This window comes from Geobacter psychrophilus (genome assembly GCF_056821595.1).
The window spans coordinates 4,296,897-4,316,001 of the sequence record NZ_JBXDTU010000004.1 but is presented as its reverse complement, the minus strand read 5'-3'; the positions used below and the strand labels follow the sequence as shown (position 1 = coordinate 4,316,001).

Below are 19,105 nucleotides of genomic sequence, written 5' to 3'. Positions count from 1 at the left end.
TATGAACGAGGCGGTAATACTGTTCGGCGGAGTCCTTTCCGCCAGCGTTGGAATCGGACATTGTTTTTTTTATCGAGGGTTTGGCTGGAAAGAGGATTTCGAGAAAACAAGGCTGCTTACTGCTCGGGTCCTCTATACGATCCACCTGTTTCTGATCCCGCTGTTTCTCCTCTTTGCCGGGCTATCATTTGTGCATACGAAGGAACTCGCCGGTGCCACCGCTCTTGGAAGATCCCTGTCGATTTTTTATTCTCTTTTCTGGTTTGTGCGCGGTGTTTGGCAAGTGATCTATTTCAAGCCATCCCGGATTCAAGGTATTGAGAAGTTGCGCCCGTTGCATTATACATTGATCAGCGTGTTTGCATTACTGTGTATGGCGTATGCTTTTCCTTTTCTGAACTCATGGTAATGAACTCACGTGTTGCCGATTCGTTGAAAGATGAACTTTCTTATGAAAAATTGCGGGATTGAGATGAAGCACGTTACCACTGTAACAATACGTGAAGCGCGTGGTGCTGATGCCGCTGCCGTTGCCGCACTTTATCGATCATTCGTTTCAAGTCCCCAGATCAATGTCCGGGAAGACCGCCTGGAGGTCATTGCCTCTGATCCGAACAATTTCCTGTTCGTATGCGAAGCAGACGGCGTCGTCTGCGGCACCGCTCTTCTGACCTTGTGTTTGGATGCCATGTTCGGGAATCAACCCTACGGAGTGCTTGAAAACGTGGTCGTTAATGAATCCTGGAGAGGGAAGGGGATCGGCAGCCGGCTCTTTGCGCATGCAGAAGAGCTGTGCCGGATCTGTGACTGTTCCAAAATCATGTTGCTGAGCACGGCATCACGCGAATCGGCGCATCGTTTCTTTGAACAGCAGGGATTTTCAGCGGCGAACAAGCTCGGGTTTGTCAAATATCGCAGGCAATTTCGGAAATCATAATCATCTGTACTATCAAGGAGAGTTCTTCCATGCCTATGTCCCAATCCTTCAAAGACCGTCTATTCCCGCTCCTGCCGCAGATCGCCTCCCATTACGGCACCCCCTTCCACATCTACGACGAAGCCGGGATCCGGAGCACCGGTGAAGGGCTGAATCGGGCATTTTCCGGTATCCCGGGTTTCCGTGAGTACTTCGCGGTAAAGGCGCTGCCCAATCGCCGCATTCTGGAGCTGTTGTTCGACCTCGGCTTCGGTTTCGACTGCTCGTCAATCCCCGAATTGATCCTTTCCCGCCAGGTCGGTGCCTACGGTGAGGACATCATGTTCACCTCGAACAACACCAGTCAAGATGAGTACGCCTTTGCCGAAGCCGACGGTGGTTGTGTCCTGAATCTCGATGACATCAGCTTGATCGCCAAGGTGCCGAAATTTCCCGAGTTAATCTCCTTCCGCTACAATCCCGGCCCGCGCCGCACCGGCAACATCATCATCGGCAACCCGGTCGAGGCCAAGTACGGTGTCACCCACGAGCAGCTGGTTGACGCCTACCGCCTCTCCCGGGAACGCGGTGCCACACGCTTCGGCCTGCACACCATGGTTGCCTCAAACGAGCGGGACTACAGCTACATCGTCGAGACGGCGCGGATGCTCCTTGACCTGACTGCCCTGCTCAAGAAGGAGCTCGACATCGAGCTCGAATTCGTCAACATCGGCGGCGGCCTTGGCATCCCCTACCGGCCTGAGCACGAAGGGCTTAACCTGGCCGCCATGGCCGTGGAGATCACTGCTTTCTTCGACGACTTTCGCAGCGCCAACGGTTTTGCACCGAAGATGCTGATGGAGAGCGGCCGCTTCATCACCGGTCCGCACGGTTGTCTGGTGACGACGGCGATCAACGCCAAGCAGACCTACCGCAACTACATCGGTGTCGATGCCTGTATGACCGCCTTGATGCGTCCGGCACTCTACGATGCCTACCACCACATCGACGTCATCGGCAAAGAGAACCTGTCGAAGAGCGAAACCTATGACGTGGTAGGCTCCCTCTGCGAGAACAACGACAAATTCGCGATTCAGCGTGAACTGCCGCCGATCGAAGACGGCGACATACTGGTTATCCACGACACCGGCGCCCACGGCCACGCCATGGGCTTTCAGTACAACGGTCGGCTACGCCCCAAGGAGTTGCTGATCCGCACCGACGGCACGGTTGAGTTGATCCGTCGGGCCGAAACGGTGGAGGACTATTTCATTACGAGTAACTTCACTCCGGATTGCTTTACACCGTGCCATTGATGCAGTTGCATATGTTGGTAAAAGCGGCAGTGTGAAGCTGCTGCTCAACAGGATTTATCTGGTGGCGGTGAAGGCTTGATTACTATGAAAGAGGGTACTGAATACCTCAGCCATCCATGTGGAGAGCATCGTCAGGTATTGTCTGGGAGATGGCTTACAGTTTAAAGAATAGGGATGATATGAAATACAATTTTGAAGGTAAGGTATTCGTTTCCATCACAAATACAGAGAACGGTGAAGTAAGTGAAGATACCTTATTCTACTACCACCAAGATGGCGACATTGTTACAGCTGAATATGAAGGCGGCTCAATCGTCAAGGGGCATTTGATTGCAAAAGTGCTAAGTGATGGGAAGCTCGATATGAGGTATCACCACGTGAACTGTAATGGTGACCTTATGATAGGAAAATGCCTGTCTACACCTGAAATTACTGAGGATGGGCGGCTCAAATTGAAAGAACAATGGCAGTGGCTATCAGGTGATGTGTCTGCAGGTTATTCTGAAATAGTGGAAATTGACAGCGTGTATCCGAAAAATGCAGCTGACCAGAAGGCTGCCAAGTGATTTTCTGAACCGGTTGGACAGAGGACGAATGAATGAATATAGGCATTTGCGGCGATAATTGTACTTTTTGTCCACGGTATCTTGCTTCTCAAAATGGAGGAGCCAAGGAATTGGAGGAAGTAAAAGAATTGTGGGTTCGCCTTGGCTTAAGAGATCCAGCCTTCCCCGCGAGGGACATGGCCTGTTTTGGATGCAGGCCGGAAAACAACTGTGCAAATTCGGACGTCCGTGCATGTGCCCATGTGAAAGGAATTGAGAACTGTGGACTATGCCGGGAGTATCCATGCAGGCTGCTGATTGCAGTTTTCGAGAAATCTGAGATGCTACGTTCTTTTGCCGCTCGGGTCTGTTCACCGAAAGAAATGGACGCACTCCACAAAGCGTTCTTGTCAAAAAGGCAGAATCTTGATCAGATACGTTTTAAAAATTATATAGACAAGTAAAAGGTGGGCTGAGAGAACAACGAAATGATGAGTCATCATGAGTTGAAACGGCTGGGCGTTTGGCACGGAGGAGGGGAAGATGGATTTGACACCGGTATTTCATTTGGCTCTTCTGAATGCATGGCTCCTCTGTATCCCGCTGTTGCTTGCATTCGCTATCGGTGCCATGAATAAAGATTTAACCAAACGGATGTCCGATATGACGGGGTACGATCCCAAGGAAAAGTTCTTCACCGTTTCAGCGTCCCTGGCGCCGTATCCCTTAATGATCGCTACTGCCTGGACTCCGTTCACCTCTATAAAGCCGCTTTTTTTTGGAGGATTAGCCGTATACTTCATAGGTGTGGTGTCATTTATTGCAACCCTCCGCGTCTTTGCCACGACGCCTCTTGATAAACCATTCTCTGACGGAATATATCGGGTTTCGAGGAATCCGCTCTATGTCTCGGCAACTCTGATTTTTTTTAGCATCTGCCTCGTGACGATGAATTTCGTTCTCTTCGCTAATCTGGTTATCCTTATCGTTCTCCAGCATTTCATGATTCTGGCGGAAGAAAGGATATGTAAACTTAGATACGGCAGGTCGTATGAAGAATATATGAAAAATGTTCCCCGTTATATCTTTCTGCGATAATCAAACATGCTCAGGAAGTAAACCGATACGAGAATTGCCGCAAAATTTCTGACACAGAAAAGGACGTTTCGCTTGGTGAGTTATGTGCATGGTTACCATGAAAATGAAACGGAGCGACTGAGCGATCAGGCAAGGACGCTCAGCGACCTGCTCCATCACGACACAGGATATCCGGCAGAGAGCGTGTCCGGCGGCATTTTCCAGGGGACTGGACGGACGTGGTTACTAATGAGGTGCCTATGGAGTGGTAGACTGTAATGTACTGAACATGGGGGGAAAATGAACGCAGATTTTAGCGCAATCGCCACACGTTACGAGCACGACTCTTTGATCCAGAAGTCTGCAGCCGAGAAACTCTTCAGTCTGTTGGAGATTTGCGGAGCGGAGGACGTGCTGGATCTTGGCTGCGGCACGGGGAATCTGACGCGCAAGATACGGGGAATGACCGGGGGGCGGGTGGTCGGTGTCGATCCCAGCGAGGGAATGATTCTGGAGGCATCTGCCAACCTGGCGGGAGAGGAAATTTCTCATGTGGTGATGGGGGCGGAGGAACTCGCTTTCAATAGCACATTCGACGTTATCTTCTGCAATTCTGCGTTCCAATGGTTCCAGCAGCCGCAGAATGCCCTGCAAAACTGTCGTAACGCCCTGCGCAAGGGTGGCAGGATCGGTATCCAGGCACCCGCCAGAAGGCTGTACTGTCCAAGCTTCATCAGTGCCATCGATGCCGTTGCCCATGATGCGCGGACGCGGGAAACCTTTTCCGGCTTCAGGGCGCCCTGGCTTTTCCTGGAGACCGCTGAAGATTATGGGGAGTTCTTTACTGAAGCTGGCTTCGAGGTACCATTCGCCAGGATCGAAGAGCTGGAAACGAACCATTCTGCGGAGGAGGTCATGACCATCTTCGAATCGGGCGCGGCCGCCGGCTATCTCAACCAGGAATTCTATGAAGCCGGGATCGATGCGGAATACTGTGATAACTTCCGTCACATAGTAAAAGAAGCCTTTGCCGGACAGGCTGGCAATAGTGGCAGAGTGAAGCTGCTGTTCAACAGGATTTATCTGGTGGCGGTGAAGGCTTGATTACTATGAAAGAGTGTATCCTATGAAGAGAATCGGCATTATCGGCGGTATCGGACCGGAATCGACGCTGGAATATTACCGGGGAATCATCGACGCCTTTCGGAAGAGCAACGGCGGGCAGAACTATCCCGAGATCATCGTCTATAGCGCGGACCTGGGTGAGTTGCTTGAAATAGTTGATGCCAATGACTTTGATAAGCTGGCGGAGTGGCTTCTGACCAGGATCGAGGCGCTACAACGCGCCGGTGCCGAATTCGCCGCCATCGCCTCTATTACCCCGCATGTGGTCTTTGACGAAGTGCAAAAGCGCTCACCTCTGCCGCTTATCAGTATTGTCGAGGCGACCTGCACCAAGGCGGAGAGCCTGGGGATGCGGCGGCTCGGCCTGATGGGTACACGCTTCACCATGCAGGCGGATTTCTTCGAAAAGCCGTTCCGTGCGCGGGGGATGACGGTTGTTGTACCCACACCGGAGGAACAGCTGTTTATTCACGAAAAGCTGTTCTCCGAGATCGAGCTGGGGATCATCAATTCAGAGACTAGGGATGCGCTCCTGACCATCGTCAAACGGATGATCGAGCGGGACAGTATCGATTCCCTGATTCTTGGCTGTACCGAACTGCCGCTGCTCCTGCCCGGAGAGGCCCACGGCATCCCGTTACTGAATACCTCAGCCATCCATGTGGAGAGTATCGTCAGGCATTGTCTTGGAAGCTGAAGGAAATTGCATTTAATCAATTCAGTGGAGCAACGGATGTAGTATGGGGGACATGCTGTAGGTATCTGCGGCGATAATGCTGTTTGTTTTGCCATGTGCGGCGTATTTATTCCCTCTGTTTTGCAATAGGGTACAACGCTGAATCTGAAATAGATTGATTGAGGCAAGCAAGGAAAAATATGGAAATGGAAAGAGATCGATTTGACCATCTGCTGGAGATCGTTGAGCGGAGCGATCTTCCCTTTGTTCTCCATGAGCATGCGCCGGTGAGGACGATGGAGGATGCAGAGCAAAACCTGTCGTTCGAGGTAGCGCGGATAGTCAAGACGATTGCGTTTCGCACCCGGAACGCCGGGATAGTTCTGGCCGCACTCCAAGGGACTGGTCGGGTCGATTATCCCCGGCTGGCTACACTGGTTGGAGTCAACCGCCGCGACCTTTTGCCTCTCTCGCCGGAGGAGGTGCTGGACCTCCTGGGTGTGGAGCCGGGGAGCGTTTCGCCGGTGCTTCAGAGGGATGACGTAGCCGTTATTATCGATGATGCTGTGTTGACGACCTTCCCGACCATCTACTGCGGAATCGGCCACCCCGACCGGACCCTGGAGCTGACAGCCGCTGACCTGGTGAGGCTGACCGGCGGGCGGATCGGCCGGTTTTCCAAGTAATATTTTCCCGCATTATAGATGTAAGCGATGAACCTGCTTAAATTTTTCGTGTATTCTTCTTTTTCGGGAACCTTTCCGCATCTCCTGCGTATTACTGGGTATGGATGAACACTCCGGAGTCCCAATGAATGACAATGCCATAATCAGGCGAATCCAGGGAGGCGATGTTGATGCCTTTGCCCTGCTCGTCCAAAGATACCACAAAACCCTGCTCGCCTTCATATACCGCTTTGTGCGGGATCCTCATCTGACAGAAGATATCGGCCAGGAGGTGTTTCTGGATGTGTATAAATCGTTGTCAAGATTTGATCCTGAGCAGGGGACCCCATTTTCGGCCTGGCTGTTTATCAGCGCCCGTAACCGCTGCATCAGTGAACTGCGGAAACGGGGCAGGGGCGAGTGCGTGCCGCTCGAAGAGTATCATAGTGTCACCGGCGCCGGAGACAGTGCCGAAGCGCTGTTGATTAACAATGAAGGGCGACAGGCGTTGGCCGCATTGCTCGAACAACTGCCGGAGCCGTTCCGGACAACCATGCTCCAGAGTCTGCAGGGGGCATCACTTAATGAAATTGCCGGTCAGGGCGGTATCACACAAGCCACGGTCAAGAGCCGCCTGTTCCGGGCCAGGGAAAAGATGAGACAGCTTATGAAAGAATACGTTGGAGGTGTTTGCCATGAGCGCTGAATATAAGCCCTCACAGGATTTTGTCTTGAAGGTCATGCACCAGGTTCATCTGTATGAGGCGTCGCGGACCTCACTCGTGGAATGGTGCATCAATCACCCGTTCATACGCTACGCGGTTGCCGGTGGCGGGACGCTGTTCGGGATATTCAAGGCCGTACCTGTTTTCTAAAACGATGGAAAGAGGATCCAGTTCATGGAACATACTGCGGCTGCATTGGTTACGAAAATTGAGGCCCCGCTGAAGTCGAAAACCCGGGAGTACGTGGAATCGATCCTCTGGGCCGTTGTGCTGGCCCTGATCATCCGGACGTGTGTTGTACAGTCATTCAAAATCCCCTCCGGATCCATGGAGGATACCCTGGTGATCGGCGACTGTCTGCTGGTAAACAAGTTTATCTACGGCATCAGGGTGCCGTTCAGCGACCTGCGCCTGCCGGGGCTGCGCGCCCCGCAGCGCGGTGATGTGATCGTCTTCAAATTCCCCGAGGATCGCTCAAAAGACTTTATCAAGCGCTTGATCGGCGTGCCGGGTGATGAGATCCAGGTGCGGGACAAGCGGGTGTATGTCAACGGCACGCTCTATCAAAACCCCCATGAGGTGCATAAGGACCCGAAAATCCTGCCGCGGGAATCGGCCCCGCGTGATGATTTCGGACCGGTTCGGGTCCCGGCAAACTCATATTTCGTGATGGGTGACAACCGTGACAACTCCTACGACAGCCGATTTTGGGGCTTTGTACCGCAAGCAGATCTGGTGGGGAAGGCCTTCATCAAATATTGGTCTTGGGACCAGAGCAAATGGCTGCCACGCTGGCAGAGAATCGGCAAACCTATCAATTGACCTGCATCTCTATGGTCGTGAACGGAATTGATTATATATTCAACTTGAAATAGTCAGGTCCATCAGCAATAAATATCCCACCAACGCAATTTATACGGGACATGAGCATGCATACCGTCATCTATTATTACACCGGTACCGGCAATTCCCTCTGGACAGCGCGGGCCCTCGCCGAGCAGCTCGGCGACACGGAGCTTGTACCGATGCACCGGGTGATCCATGGCTCGCACAGCTGCAAAGCCGGTACGATCGGTTTCGTCTTTCCGGTCCACATCTGGGGCGTCCCGAGTCTGGTGCGTAATTTTCTTCAATCCATGGAAAAACGACCCGAAGTCTATTATTTTGCAGTCGCGGTCAATGGTGGACAGGTATCGCGCACCCTCATTCAGCTCAAGGAGCTCATGGCCGGTGACGGCCTCATGCTTTCCGCCGGGTTCGATATCAAATTTCCGAGCAACTATATTCCCTGGGGAGGGCCGGGTCCGATGGAGGCGCAGGGGAAACTGTTCAATGCGGCGACGGAAAAGATCAAGGTCGCGGCAATGTATATCTCAAGTCGGAAATCGGGACTCCTGGAGAAGGGCCCCTTGTGGCAGCGAGTTCTATTCACCGGATTGTACAAGATGAGCTACAACCAAGTGAAGTCGTTGGACAAGAACTTTCATATCGATGGCACGTGCAGTTCCTGCGGCATCTGCGAAAGGGTCTGTCCCGTGAAAAATATTACGTTGGAAGCGGGAAGACCGCTCTGGCACGGCAGCTGCGAACAGTGCCTCGCCTGCATCCAGTGGTGCCCCGAAGCATGCATTCAATATGGAAAGAAGACGAAGGGCTACGAACGCTACCATCACCCCGAGGTGAAGGTGAAAGATCTGTTACGGGAACCCATGGGAGAGGACCGGGAGTAAGGTGGGAATGATAAAAATGATCCGGTTCCGCGATGTAATGAGCACAAGGAGGAAATAATGGATAAGAGAAGATCAAAATTATTGATTCTGTTGAGTGGGATAGTCATCTCCACCACAACGCCGCTGTGCCACGCACAGGATTCTGGAAAGTTGTTCGATGTGAAAATGCCGCTGACAGAAGTATCGCCGGCTTTTGTTCCGGAAATTACAACCACTGCACCCTCGAGCCCGGCGCGGGTAAAACCTGATAAGGAACTTTCGGAAACGACGTGGTATTGGCGAATTCTTGAAGGGATTGCCATTGGTGCTGCGAGGTATAATACGGAAAAACAGAATGCAGGCCGCCCTAACCCATATGATAGTCTGGCGCCCTGGTAATGATCTATATTCTATCCAACTTGAAAGGAGCTGACGATGGATAAAATAGACTATCTAAAGCAACTGAAGCATCTTTACGGCCCGTCTGCCAGGAACGTTGAATGTGTAGATGTCCCGCAGATGAACTTCCTCATGGTTGATGGTGCGGGGGACCCGAACACCTCGAAGTCGTTCAGTGATGCGATCGAAGCCCTGTATCCGCTTTCCTACACACTGAAGTTCATGGTCAAGAAGGGTGCGATTGCAATTGATTACGGCGTCATGCCTTTGGAAGCCCTTTGGTGGGCTGATGACCTGTCCGTGTTCAGTACCGGGAACAAGGATGCCTGGAAATGGACCTTAATGATCATGCAGCAGGAGTTCATTACTCAGGAAATGGTTAAATCAGCAATAGAAGAAGTGGCACTGAAGAAAAAGCCGGTGTCCCTGCCGTTGGTCAGGTTTGAAACGTTCAAAGAGGGCCGGGCAGCGCAAACATTGCATATCGGCCACTTCTCGGAGGAGGGGCCGACCATTGAGAAGGTGCATCAGTTCATCGAGAACAACGGCAGCCAGCGGGTTGGCAAACACCATGAAATCTATTTAAGCGATTTACGACGAACTGCACCGGAAAAGTGGAAGATCATCGTCAGACAACCAATGTCATGAAGATCAAGGTTGAGTTTTGGAAATGGTTATTGTTGAGAACTTGATGGATACCGGAACTAATCAGATTTGCATTGAATCAGTACATTCAAGCAAAGGAGGTTGTATGGGGAACCTGATGAAGCTATCAGCAGCGATTGTCCTTTTGGCCCTCATGCTGACCGGCTGCGCCAGCTTGCCGAAAAAGCCGGAAAACCTTGCTCGGGGCGATTACAGCTTTACGCGGGAATACATTTCCGCTCTGATCAAAAAAGAAATGCAGGCGCAGGAAGTCACCGGGCTCAGCATCGCTCTGGTGGACGACCAGCGGGTGGTGTGGGCGGAGGGGTTCGGTTTTGCCGATCAAGCCAACAAGGTGGCGGCCTCTCCGGATACGCTCTACCGGGTCGGTTCGATTTCCAAGCTTTTTACCGCCACTGCAGCCATGCAGCTGGTGGAACAGGGCCGACTGGACATCGATCAGCCTTTGCAGACCTATCTGCCGGAATTCTCCGTCAAGAGCCGCTTCCCGAACTCCGGTCCCATAACGCCGCGCAGCATCATGACCCATCACTCCGGCCTTCCTTCCGACCGTCTGAAGGGTATGTGGACCAGGCGACCGGAACCGTTCGAAAACGTGGTCAAGCTGCTCCGGGACGAATACGTTGCCAATCCCCCCAACTTTGTCTTCTCCTACTCCAATGTCGGAGTCACCCTGCTGGGTCATGCGCTTGAAAACGTGGCTGGTCGCGATATCGCTACACTTATGCAAGAGTCGCTGCTGAGTCCGTTGGGGATGGCCCACTCTGCGTTTTCCCCGGGGCCGGACCGGACAGCCCTGGGTTCTAAGGCGTATCGCAAGGGTGAGGAGGCTGAAGAGCTTCCCTTGCGTGACATGCCGGCCGGGGGGTTGAACAGCAGCGTCCTCGACCTGTCCCGCTTTATGGAGATGGTTTTTGCGGAGGGCAGGTCGGGCGAGAGGCAGATCATCACGCCGGCAACGCTGGCCGAGATGCTGCGTCCTCAGAATACCGCTGTGCCGCTTGATCTCAACTTTCGGGTCGGATTGGCCTGGATGCTGGGCGGATTCGGCGGAATGGACATCCGCAATGCCGGGCCGATTGCCCACCACTCGGGAGCCACCCTGTACCATCGCAGCCAGTTGATCGTGCTGCCGGAACAGAAACTGGGTGTGGTGGTACTGGCTAATTCCGCAACCGCCGGGGGTGTAGTAAACAAGGTGGCCACCGAGGCGCTGAAGTTGGCGCTGGAAGCCAAAAGCGGCATACAGCAGTCTGAAAAGGTAGAGATGCCGTCAGGTGAGGGGACGCTGAACCAGTCGGAGTTGCAGGCTTATGAGGGGCGCTACGCCACCATGGCAGGTGTCGTCGGTCTCACAAAACAGTCTGACTATCTGCGGGCAGAGTTCATGGGGAAATCGCTGCATCTGGTGACACGCATCGATGGTCAACTCGGCATTCGATACAAATTGCTCGGCATGTTTCCGATCAGTCTGGGCGAGCTGGATCAGGTCGGTATCTCGCGGGCTACGCTGGCTGGGCGAGAGATTGTGAAGGCCGGCCTGAATGGGCAGGAGCTGTTGGTCGGTGAGCGGATCACGCCGGTGCCCTTATCGGAGGCAATGCAGAAGCGGGTGAGCGAGTATGAGATCACCAATGCCGGTGATGACGCTGTTCTTTTCAATGAAGTACAGGTCCGCCAGGATAACGGTCTGCTCCTGGTGGAATATGCCATGCCGCTCTTTACCGATAAACGGGTGAATATCGCCATCACACCGCTATCCGACAGCGAGGCGCTGATCAGCGGTCTGGGTCGCGGCATGGGCGAGACAATCCGGCTTGTCAATGTTGGCGGAGAGGAACTGCTCCAGTATTCGGGGTACCTGCTCAGGAAAAGGCAAAAATAGACTCTCCCCCTCCCGCAAGCGGCGGGGGGACTTTAAAAGACGACTTTATCGGCGATTAACTGCATTTAAAAGATCAACCAACAGATTAATAAACATCATATAATAAGCTTATATATTAGAATATTTATCAAACTGGCGGGAACCATGGCACGAATACTCATAATCTACTCAACCACCGACGGCCAGACCGAAAAGATCTGTCGCCGGCTGCAGGGTGTGATCGAAGGTGAAGGGAGCCAGGTAACGCTCCGCTCCATTACGGACTGTTCCAACATCGATCTGCGCCCGTTCGACAAGATCGTCATCGGTGCCAGTATTCGTTACGGCAAGCACAATCCGCTGGTGGCCGTATTCATCGACAGGAACAAGGCACTGCTCGACAACAAACCGAATGCCTTCTTCTCGGTCAATGTGGTGGCACGCAAGCCGGAAAAGAGCCGCCCGGAAGCAAATCCCTACCTGCAGAAGTTCCTCAAGCGGATCGCCTGGCGTCCCCGGGAGCTGGCGGTCTTTGCCGGCAAGATCGATTACCCCAGCTATGGAGCGTTGGACCGTCTGATGATCAGGATGATCATGTGGATGACCAAGGGACCGACCGATCCCAAGGCTGTGATAGAATTCACTGATTGGCAGCAGGTGGGAGAGTTCGGGCGCTTGATCAACAGGATGTAGCGCTTGGAGATATATTCGACAGTGGGGAGAAACAACATGAACGACAAAAGCACGTTTACCGGCTTCTCGCCGCTTCGGGCAGTAAAATACGGAGACTGAGAGCGAACAATGACCAAATATTTTGAAGACCTTCTATATAACAGCGATCTGGATCTGAGCCTGAGTGAGATTAGCAAAGAGGGTTCATCGTCTTTCGTCATAAAATCAAGGCTCAGTGGCCCCCGAATCGTTTTTGGGCTCCTATTTGGCATACCTTGTCTTGTTCTTATCTACTTTGCACTTCGCCAGCATGGAATCTATTTCATTTTTGCATTTGCATTTTGTCCGCCACTTGCCATTCTCGCTGTGCTGTTTGGAATGACGAAACAACAAAAGGCCTTCATCCCGTCACTAGGCAAAGCAATTAAATCTTTTCAGTTTCTCCATATACAGCGTGATATGGAGATCCAACTCCCAGAAAAAGGAGTCTTGTTGACATACAAGAAATGGAGTACAGGTGGTGAAACTGGTGGTGCATGTTTCTTTTATCATGTTGAACTTCAGGGACTAAAGGGACTGGGGTTTTGCATAGCTAAAGATGAGAAAAAACGGGATGCCTTTGCAAAAAACTTAGCCGATTTTCTCAATTATGATATTCGAGACCAAGGCGAGCGCATAAAAACAAATCTTTATCAATAGGAAGGCAGTGGAGTCAGTCATTGAAACGAGACAATGGTAAAGAGTGAGGGCTCAACCAGGCAGAAGCACCGGCCTGAAACCACCAGTGTTCTCCTTCACCGTTGTGCATTCACGGAACCACACCACAAATGGTGATCGAATGAAAACATACATCGCCTTTTTCAGGGGCATCAACGTTGGAGGAAAAAACTCATTGTCGATGAAAGAGCTGGTTGCTCTTCTTGAAGACATCGGCTTGCGCAAAGTCAGAACGTATATCCAAAGCGGAAATGCCGTATTCCAGAGCTCAGAAACGCGCCCTCTGCAACTCTCCACACAGATCGCCTCTGAGGTTGCAAAACGCCGCGGATTCGAACCCTGTGTCCTTGTTCTTGATCTCGACGCACTATACAGGGCTATGGCGAATAACCCCTTCCCCGAGGCAGAGGCCGACCCCAGCGGTTTGCATCTGGGCTTTCTTGTTGCCACGCCCCAAAATCCCGACCTGAAAAAACTCGACAGCCTTCGCAAGGCGAGTGAACGCTTCAAACTGATTGGTAATGTGTTCTATCTGCATGCGCCTGAAGGGGTAGGGCGATCCAGGCTCGCGGCAGGTGTTGAGAAAGCGCTCGGCGTTGCGATGACGGATCGCAATTGGAGAACCGTGTGCAGTCTGAGAGCACTGGCTGAAGCGTAAAGACTTTTCAGCCGCTACAACTTGTTCCGATAGTGCACGTTACAATTTGAAAAGGTCACCACACACATGAACCCTTCCTCTTTCGTGTATTTTCTTGAAAATACCCCCTGCATCCTCGGTGAAGGGGCGGTCATCGAACGCCTGCGGCGCAACAGCAACCTGGAACTCGACCCCTTTCTGGTCAATTCGGCCTTTATCTATGATGACGCCAAACGCGTGGCTCTGGAGACCATCTGCCGGCAATACCTGGATATCGGCCGCGAGTTCGACCTGCCGTTGCTCATGTCCACCCCGACCTGGCGGGCGAGCCGGGAACGGATTGCAGCAGCCGGTCTGGCCGGAGTCGATGTGAACGGTGACAATGTCAGGTTTCTGGATAACTTGCGGCGAAGCTGCGGTGAATGCGGGGAGCAGGTCGTCATCTGTGGCCTGATGAGCTGCCGCGGAGATGCCTACAACCCGGCTGAGGCGCTGGCTGCCAACGAGGCGCAGGAGTTCCATGCCTGGCAGGCCGGGAAGCTGGCTGAAGCGGGGGTCGATTTCCTGCTGGCTGCCACGCTGCCGGCCCTCAGCGAGGCAACCGGACTGGCCCTGGCCCTGGCCGCCACCGGTTTGCCGTACATGATCAGTTTCGTTGTCCGCCCGGAAGGGACACTGCTGGATGGAACGCCGCTGAAGGATGCCATTGCCGCTATCGATGCCGCCGTAACGCCACCCCCCCTGGCCTATATGATCAACTGCACCCACGCCTCCTTTGCCCGGTCCGCGCTTTGGCACGCAGTCAATTCATCCCCCCTGGTCCGGCAGCGGATCATCGGCCTGCTGGCCAATACCGCCGCGCTCAGCCCGGAAGACCTCAACGACAGCAGCGATCTGGTGGAGGAGGATCCGCTGGATTTCGGCCAATCCGTTGCCGTCTTGCACAGGGAATTGGGCTTAAAGATCCTGGGCGGCTGCTGCGGGACCGACAACCGGCATATCCGCGCTCTGGCCGCTCAGCTTGCAACAAAATAATATACGTAGTCCTTGCCTCCGGTACTGATTTTGTATAGGTTGAAGAAATGAAAATGTTCGGGTTGTATTCCACAAACAGGAAATTTTCGTTGCCACTCGTCTTGCTGGCGGCAATTTTTTTTATTATCCAAGGGATACGTTTACCTGATCTTTCCAACACACAGGAACCAAGGCTCTCAACCTCGCAAAAGGCTGCTCATTCAACCGGTGCTGTAGTTAAAAACCTGCTGCAATCAATCCATTTCAAGGTTGCCAAGGCTGCACAGTTTTTTGATTTCTCTAGCAACGAACATCAGTTCAAAGATCCGGCCGCTCACATTTCACGTCCCCCGTACGAGTCCCATTCATTTATCTCAGTCTCTGTAGTAGTCAGTTCCGCCAGAGCTCCACCCGCATAACATACTTAACCCCATTAAATTAGTGTGTTGAGGAGCAACGAATATCTTTGTTGTTCTGGTACATCAAGTTACAATTGCAAGATATTCGAGTCGCTCTTGCCTGATAATGGCATATCGAACGAGTGTTGCGTGTAACTGCGTTGAGGAAGTTTGATGAGGATCTGGCATGTCATTCCTATCCCCCCACAAGCTCTGGAGACAGGACGTTGCCCTGGATGTCGGCACGGCACATACACGTGTGGCAATCGGCATGCACAGACTGATCGAGCACCCCTCGGAAACGATCGTCAAGCGTGCGCTCCGCGGAGGTGTGGTCGTTGACGGTGATGCGGCTGTTGCATTCCTGAAGCCCTTACTGTCTCAAGTGCGGCTGTTCGGCGTTGTCGGACCTCGTGTCCTGGCCTGCGCACCCAGCGACGTGAAGAGCAGCGAGCGTGAATTGCTGATCGAGTCCATTGTCAAGGCCGGGGCTTCATCGGTGGTCGTCATTCCCGAGCCGCTTGCTGCAGCTGTCGGTGCCGGGGTCGACGTCTCATCCCCCTACGCCCAGATGGTGATTGACATCGGTGAAGGGGTGTCCGATTGCGCGATCATTCAATCCAGCAAGATCCTGGAGACCTGTGCCGTCAGAGTCGGCTGCGCCAGGATGCGCCGGGAGATTGTGCTGTCAGCAGAGCGAAACGGCACTGCAGGCATCAGCGATAGCGAGGCCGAAGTGATCCTTCGCTCCCATGGCGTTGCCGTATCCGCTTCCAACAGCCTCAGCGCGAGTGCGCATCCGGTCGCCGCAGTGGAGCCGGTTATGGAAGAGGTACTGGCGACTATCGATTCTTTTTTACGGGATTTAACCCACAGCCTGGGGTGCGAGATCATCGACAGCGGCATCTGTTTGAGCGGCGGCGGGGCACTGATCCCCGGCATCCGTGAGCGGCTGGAGGAACGCACCGGCATCTGTGTCAGAATTGTCGGCAACCCGCTTTACGCCGTCATTGAAGGAGCCCGTGTCATTCTGCCAGTTGTCACCGCTCTGAACCAGTGGCACTAGCCTGATTAACCAATAGGAGAGATTGGAAGCATATGCACGAACTTGATCTTATTATGACATTGACAGGTGGGTTAACGGCGGCGCTGATCTTCGGGTATCTGACGCACCGTCTGGGCCTGTCTCCGATTGTCGGTTATCTTTTGGCAGGCATTGCGGTCGGAGGTCATACACCCGGTTTTGTTGCCGATAACGCTACGGCAGAGCAGTTTGCCGAAATCGGCGTTATCCTGCTCATGTTCGGTGTCGGTCTGCAGTTTCATGCCAAGGAACTTCTGGCTGTGCGGCGTGTGGCCATACCGGGGGCCGTCTGTCAGAGTGCCGTAGCCACACTGCTGAGTTGCATTGTCGCACGATGGCTGGGGTGGAGTTGGTCTGCGGGGATCGTCTTCGGATTTGCCGTGTCGGTGGCAAGCACGGTCGTGCTTCTGCGGGTGCTGGTGGACAACAACGAACTCCATACCCCCACCGGCCACATAGCCGTGGGCTGGCTTGTGGTCGAAGACCTGTTCACGGTCTTCCTGCTGGTGATCCTTCCCGTATTGTTCGGTGCCGGGACAGCCGGATCAGCAAGCCTTCCCTTGGCCATCGGCCTCTCCCTGGTAAAGATCGCCATCCTCGTCGCACTGACTTTTTTTGTTGGCGGACGCCTTATCCCCTGGCTGCTGGAACACGTTGCTGCCACCCGCTCACGGGAACTCTTCACCCTCACGGTCCTGGTTCTCGCCCTGGGGATTGCTGTCGGTTCCGCCAAGGTGTTCGGGGTCTCCATGGCGCTGGGTGCATTTCTGGCCGGCATGGTGGTGAAGCAATCGGATTTCAGTTTCCGGGCCGCTTCAGAAGCGCTGCCCATGCGGGACGCCTTCGCGGTCCTCTTCTTCGTCTCGGTGGGGATGCTTTTCGACCCGGCCCACCTGATGAAGTCGCCGGGCCTGGTGCTGATCACCCTCGTCATAATCCTGTTGGGGAAACCGCTGGCGGCGCTGATAATCGTCCTGGTTCTCGGATATGCGCCTCGAGTTGCACTTTCCGTTGCCGTGGCCCTGGCCCAGATCGGGGAATTTTCGTTCATCCTGGCCACAGTCGGCAGGAGCCTGGGAGTCCTGGGTGAGAGCCAGGCCAATACGCTCATTGCCGCGTCGATAATCTCAATCAGCCTCAATCCGCTCCTTTACCTGCTCATCGACCCCCTGGAAAAGCGGGTCAAGCACACCCGTCTGTGGCAGATGCTTGAAAACCGTTCGAAACCACGCCATCTCCAGGGAACAGAAATTACCCTCAGCGACATGCCGGTTTCCCGGGACCGGGCGATCGTGGTGGGGTATGGACCGACGGGCTCGACGCTGGCGCGCCTGCTTGTCGAAAACGAGATCGACCCGGTTGTGGTGGAGATGAACCTTCAGACCATCCGTCACCTCCAAGCAGAGGGTATCGCAGCCATCTACGGGGATGCCTCGCTTCAGGAAACATTGAAGACAGCCGGAGTAGAGAGTGCTGTTGCCCTTATACTTACCTCTGCGGGCATGCAGGGAGCTGAGGAGCTTATCCGGGTTTCACGGGGCCTCAATCCAAGGCTTCGCATTATTGCCCGTACGGCGTATCTCCGGGATATCCCTGCACTGCGTCGGGCTGGAGCAGATGCAGTCTTTTCGGGCGAGGGGGAGATTGCGCTCAACATGACCGAACATATGTTGCGCAAACTTGGGGCCACCGATGAGCAGATTGACCGTGAGCGGGAGCGGGTCCGTGCCGAGCTGTCGGGCGATCCCGTGGCCGTGAAAGTTTCCACCGAGTAACCGGCACGGTATTTTGTTTAACTGTACGAAACGAGGGTACACGGACTCACGTCGAGTTCCGAAATGCAGTATCAAGACTGGATATACCGGTACCTGGCATTGCGGTATAATAACGGCATAACCGGCTCTCACTGAGAATCCTTACGAAACGGTTCTCGCTACCCGAAATATAGCGGCACCATGATGCTTGAAGAATCTGCTTCGAGATTGAAGGTGTCGTACCACACTGTTCCACCTGAGGAGAAACATATGCAAGAAACAACGACAGGCAACAAAACCATCGGTGAGATTGTCGCTGCCGATTTCCGTACAGCCAGGGTCTTTGAAAACAACGGTATCGATTTTTGCTGCGGCGGCAAGATAACTCTCCAGGCAGTTTGCGAGGAAAAAGGACTCGACCTGGCAAGGATATCGAGCGAACTGGAGGCGGTTCAGGATGAACCGGCCGAACGGAGTCAGAATTATTCATCCTGGGCACTGCCGTTTCTGGCCGACTATATCGTCAATACCCATCACCAGTATCTCAAGGAAAATGACGAGCAAATTGCCGCTTATAGCCGCAAGATTGCCGATGTTCATGGCGCCCACCATCCAGAAGTAATCCGGATCGCTGCCATCTTTGACAAGATTGCGTCCGATATGGCGGACCACCTGAAGGAAGAGGAGGAGGTCTTTTTCCCGGCAATCAAACGGGTCGACGCGGCCAGAATATCTGGTAATACCCCCGATGAGAAGGATCGGGAAACAATCCGGGTGTCTCTGGTCAGGCTTCATCGTGAACATGAAGAGATCGGCGACGCAGTCCACGCGATTCGTCACCTTTCAAAGGATTACGCCATACCGGGTCGTGTCTGCACGACCTTCATGCTTACCTATCGGAAGCTCAAGGAGTTCGAGGATGACCTCCACAAACATGTTCACCTGGAGAACAACATCCTCTTCCCGAAGGCGGCAGAACTGTGACAGGTTGAAGTGTTTGCACAGGCACAACATATCAAGGGAAGAAAAAACGAACAAAGCGATCAATAATCAGGACAGGTACGTCCGTCTGGCACCAGCCCCGCCTGACATGAATCCTCCGAATTACCTCTTGGCTGCCATCCCACCCCGCGCTGAATACATGCT

The 19,105-nt window shown here is 53.5% G+C and carries 24 protein-coding genes; all 24 read left to right on the top strand.

Annotation, left to right across the window (positions count from 1 at the left end; translation table 11 throughout):
* The first annotated feature begins 1 nt into the window (after position 1).
* The 24 genes from ACOCF6_RS22635 (at position 2) to ric (ending at position 18,943) form a co-directional block, all read left to right on the top strand.
* On the top strand, positions 2-409 hold the full coding sequence (locus tag ACOCF6_RS22635; RefSeq protein ID WP_482462589.1) for a hypothetical protein: 408 nt from the start codon (positions 2-4) through the stop codon (positions 407-409).
* Between the two features lie 42 nt (positions 410-451).
* Positions 452-937 (top strand): GNAT family N-acetyltransferase, encoded by a 486-nt coding sequence (locus ACOCF6_RS22630; protein WP_482462588.1) that lies wholly within the window; start codon positions 452-454, stop codon positions 935-937.
* 29 nt (positions 938-966) lie between these two features.
* Complete coding sequence (locus ACOCF6_RS22625; RefSeq protein ID WP_482462587.1) at positions 967-2,232, top strand: diaminopimelate decarboxylase; 1,266 nt, start codon at positions 967-969, stop codon at positions 2,230-2,232.
* A 179-nt stretch (positions 2,233-2,411) separates the two neighbouring features.
* On the top strand, positions 2,412-2,798 hold the full coding sequence (locus ACOCF6_RS22620) for an avidin-fold protein (protein ID WP_482462586.1): 387 nt from the start codon (positions 2,412-2,414) through the stop codon (positions 2,796-2,798).
* Between the two features lie 32 nt (positions 2,799-2,830).
* A complete protein-coding gene (locus ACOCF6_RS22615; protein ID WP_482462585.1) occupies positions 2,831-3,241 on the top strand; it encodes a DUF3795 domain-containing protein in 411 nt (136 codons plus the stop codon).
* A gap of 79 nt (positions 3,242-3,320) precedes the next feature.
* Positions 3,321-3,875 (top strand): methyltransferase family protein, encoded by a 555-nt coding sequence (locus ACOCF6_RS22610; RefSeq protein ID WP_482462584.1) that lies wholly within the window; start codon positions 3,321-3,323, stop codon positions 3,873-3,875.
* A gap of 279 nt (positions 3,876-4,154) precedes the next feature.
* Positions 4,155-4,958, top strand: a complete 804-nt coding sequence (locus tag ACOCF6_RS22605; RefSeq protein WP_482462583.1) for a class I SAM-dependent methyltransferase — start codon at positions 4,155-4,157, stop codon at positions 4,956-4,958.
* Between the two features lie 22 nt (positions 4,959-4,980).
* On the top strand, positions 4,981-5,676 hold the full coding sequence (locus ACOCF6_RS22600) for an aspartate/glutamate racemase family protein (RefSeq protein ID WP_482462582.1): 696 nt from the start codon (positions 4,981-4,983) through the stop codon (positions 5,674-5,676).
* A 185-nt stretch (positions 5,677-5,861) separates the two neighbouring features.
* On the top strand, positions 5,862-6,341 hold the full coding sequence (locus tag ACOCF6_RS22595; RefSeq protein ID WP_482462581.1) for an aminoacyl-tRNA deacylase: 480 nt from the start codon (positions 5,862-5,864) through the stop codon (positions 6,339-6,341).
* 124 nt (positions 6,342-6,465) lie between these two features.
* A complete protein-coding gene (locus tag ACOCF6_RS22590; protein WP_482462580.1) occupies positions 6,466-7,026 on the top strand; it encodes an RNA polymerase sigma factor in 561 nt (186 codons plus the stop codon).
* Complete coding sequence (locus ACOCF6_RS22585; RefSeq protein WP_482462579.1) at positions 7,016-7,195, top strand: hypothetical protein; 180 nt, start codon at positions 7,016-7,018, stop codon at positions 7,193-7,195. The genes ACOCF6_RS22590 and ACOCF6_RS22585 overlap by 11 nt, the downstream gene beginning before the upstream one ends.
* Positions 7,196-7,219: 24 nt before the next feature.
* Positions 7,220-7,867 (top strand): signal peptidase I, encoded by a 648-nt coding sequence (lepB, locus tag ACOCF6_RS22580; RefSeq protein WP_482462578.1) that lies wholly within the window; start codon positions 7,220-7,222, stop codon positions 7,865-7,867.
* Between the two features lie 107 nt (positions 7,868-7,974).
* Positions 7,975-8,775, top strand: coding sequence for an EFR1 family ferrodoxin (locus ACOCF6_RS22575; protein WP_482462577.1), 801 nt, complete (start codon positions 7,975-7,977; stop codon positions 8,773-8,775).
* Between the two features lie 57 nt (positions 8,776-8,832).
* Positions 8,833-9,153: a hypothetical protein gene (locus tag ACOCF6_RS22570; RefSeq protein ID WP_482462576.1), complete on the top strand. Its 321-nt coding sequence runs from the start codon at positions 8,833-8,835 to the stop codon at positions 9,151-9,153.
* A gap of 36 nt (positions 9,154-9,189) precedes the next feature.
* Positions 9,190-9,801 (top strand): GyrI-like domain-containing protein, encoded by a 612-nt coding sequence (locus ACOCF6_RS22565; RefSeq protein WP_482462575.1) that lies wholly within the window; start codon positions 9,190-9,192, stop codon positions 9,799-9,801.
* A gap of 103 nt (positions 9,802-9,904) precedes the next feature.
* Positions 9,905-11,704: a serine hydrolase domain-containing protein gene (locus ACOCF6_RS22560; protein WP_482462574.1), complete on the top strand. Its 1,800-nt coding sequence runs from the start codon at positions 9,905-9,907 to the stop codon at positions 11,702-11,704.
* 144 nt (positions 11,705-11,848) lie between these two features.
* Positions 11,849-12,376, top strand: a complete 528-nt coding sequence (gene hemG / locus ACOCF6_RS22555) for a menaquinone-dependent protoporphyrinogen IX dehydrogenase (protein ID WP_482462573.1) — start codon at positions 11,849-11,851, stop codon at positions 12,374-12,376.
* Between the two features lie 108 nt (positions 12,377-12,484).
* The gene (locus tag ACOCF6_RS22550) at positions 12,485-13,054 is read left to right on the top strand and encodes a hypothetical protein (RefSeq protein WP_482462572.1); all 570 of its coding nucleotides are present in this window, start codon (positions 12,485-12,487) and stop codon (positions 13,052-13,054) included.
* A 139-nt stretch (positions 13,055-13,193) separates the two neighbouring features.
* Complete coding sequence (locus tag ACOCF6_RS22545; RefSeq protein ID WP_482462571.1) at positions 13,194-13,730, top strand: DUF1697 domain-containing protein; 537 nt, start codon at positions 13,194-13,196, stop codon at positions 13,728-13,730.
* Between the two features lie 66 nt (positions 13,731-13,796).
* Positions 13,797-14,744, top strand: coding sequence for a homocysteine S-methyltransferase family protein (locus ACOCF6_RS22540; RefSeq protein ID WP_482462570.1), 948 nt, complete (start codon positions 13,797-13,799; stop codon positions 14,742-14,744).
* Positions 14,745-14,791: 47 nt separating this feature from the next.
* Positions 14,792-15,142, top strand: coding sequence for a hypothetical protein (locus tag ACOCF6_RS22535; protein WP_482462569.1), 351 nt, complete (start codon positions 14,792-14,794; stop codon positions 15,140-15,142).
* 166 nt (positions 15,143-15,308) lie between these two features.
* Entirely contained in the window at positions 15,309-16,187 is an 879-nt protein-coding gene (locus ACOCF6_RS22530; protein ID WP_482462568.1) for a rod shape-determining protein, read from the top strand.
* A 32-nt stretch (positions 16,188-16,219) separates the two neighbouring features.
* On the top strand, positions 16,220-17,980 hold the full coding sequence (locus ACOCF6_RS22525) for a cation:proton antiporter (RefSeq protein ID WP_482462567.1): 1,761 nt from the start codon (positions 16,220-16,222) through the stop codon (positions 17,978-17,980).
* A gap of 249 nt (positions 17,981-18,229) precedes the next feature.
* The gene (ric, locus tag ACOCF6_RS22520; protein WP_482462566.1) at positions 18,230-18,943 is read left to right on the top strand and encodes an iron-sulfur cluster repair di-iron protein; all 714 of its coding nucleotides are present in this window, start codon (positions 18,230-18,232) and stop codon (positions 18,941-18,943) included.
* The last annotated feature ends 162 nt before the right edge of the window (positions 18,944-19,105 follow it).

Coding starts and splice junctions, on each gene's coding strand:
- ACOCF6_RS22575 (WP_482462577.1), top strand. CDS start 7,975: ATGCATACCGTCATCTATTATTACACCGGTACCGGCAATTCCCTCTGG.
- lepB (WP_482462578.1), top strand. CDS start 7,220: ATGGAACATACTGCGGCTGCATTGGTTACGAAAATTGAGGCCCCGCTG.
- ACOCF6_RS22530 (WP_482462568.1), top strand. CDS start 15,309: ATGTCATTCCTATCCCCCCACAAGCTCTGGAGACAGGACGTTGCCCTG.
- ACOCF6_RS22605 (WP_482462583.1), top strand. CDS start 4,155: ATGAACGCAGATTTTAGCGCAATCGCCACACGTTACGAGCACGACTCT.
- ACOCF6_RS22585 (WP_482462579.1), top strand. CDS start 7,016: ATGAGCGCTGAATATAAGCCCTCACAGGATTTTGTCTTGAAGGTCATG.
- ACOCF6_RS22545 (WP_482462571.1), top strand. CDS start 13,194: ATGAAAACATACATCGCCTTTTTCAGGGGCATCAACGTTGGAGGAAAA.
- ACOCF6_RS22630 (WP_482462588.1), top strand. CDS start 452: ATGAAAAATTGCGGGATTGAGATGAAGCACGTTACCACTGTAACAATA.
- ACOCF6_RS22595 (WP_482462581.1), top strand. CDS start 5,862: ATGGAAAGAGATCGATTTGACCATCTGCTGGAGATCGTTGAGCGGAGC.
- hemG (WP_482462573.1), top strand. CDS start 11,849: ATGGCACGAATACTCATAATCTACTCAACCACCGACGGCCAGACCGAA.
- ACOCF6_RS22570 (WP_482462576.1), top strand. CDS start 8,833: ATGGATAAGAGAAGATCAAAATTATTGATTCTGTTGAGTGGGATAGTC.
- ACOCF6_RS22565 (WP_482462575.1), top strand. CDS start 9,190: ATGGATAAAATAGACTATCTAAAGCAACTGAAGCATCTTTACGGCCCG.
- ric (WP_482462566.1), top strand. CDS start 18,230: ATGCAAGAAACAACGACAGGCAACAAAACCATCGGTGAGATTGTCGCT.
- ACOCF6_RS22550 (WP_482462572.1), top strand. CDS start 12,485: ATGACCAAATATTTTGAAGACCTTCTATATAACAGCGATCTGGATCTG.
- ACOCF6_RS22525 (WP_482462567.1), top strand. CDS start 16,220: ATGCACGAACTTGATCTTATTATGACATTGACAGGTGGGTTAACGGCG.
- ACOCF6_RS22560 (WP_482462574.1), top strand. CDS start 9,905: ATGGGGAACCTGATGAAGCTATCAGCAGCGATTGTCCTTTTGGCCCTC.
- ACOCF6_RS22615 (WP_482462585.1), top strand. CDS start 2,831: ATGAATATAGGCATTTGCGGCGATAATTGTACTTTTTGTCCACGGTAT.
- ACOCF6_RS22610 (WP_482462584.1), top strand. CDS start 3,321: ATGGATTTGACACCGGTATTTCATTTGGCTCTTCTGAATGCATGGCTC.
- ACOCF6_RS22600 (WP_482462582.1), top strand. CDS start 4,981: ATGAAGAGAATCGGCATTATCGGCGGTATCGGACCGGAATCGACGCTG.
- ACOCF6_RS22620 (WP_482462586.1), top strand. CDS start 2,412: ATGAAATACAATTTTGAAGGTAAGGTATTCGTTTCCATCACAAATACA.
- ACOCF6_RS22635 (WP_482462589.1), top strand. CDS start 2: ATGAACGAGGCGGTAATACTGTTCGGCGGAGTCCTTTCCGCCAGCGTT.
- ACOCF6_RS22535 (WP_482462569.1), top strand. CDS start 14,792: ATGAAAATGTTCGGGTTGTATTCCACAAACAGGAAATTTTCGTTGCCA.
- ACOCF6_RS22625 (WP_482462587.1), top strand. CDS start 967: ATGCCTATGTCCCAATCCTTCAAAGACCGTCTATTCCCGCTCCTGCCG.
- ACOCF6_RS22590 (WP_482462580.1), top strand. CDS start 6,466: ATGAATGACAATGCCATAATCAGGCGAATCCAGGGAGGCGATGTTGAT.
- ACOCF6_RS22540 (WP_482462570.1), top strand. CDS start 13,797: ATGAACCCTTCCTCTTTCGTGTATTTTCTTGAAAATACCCCCTGCATC.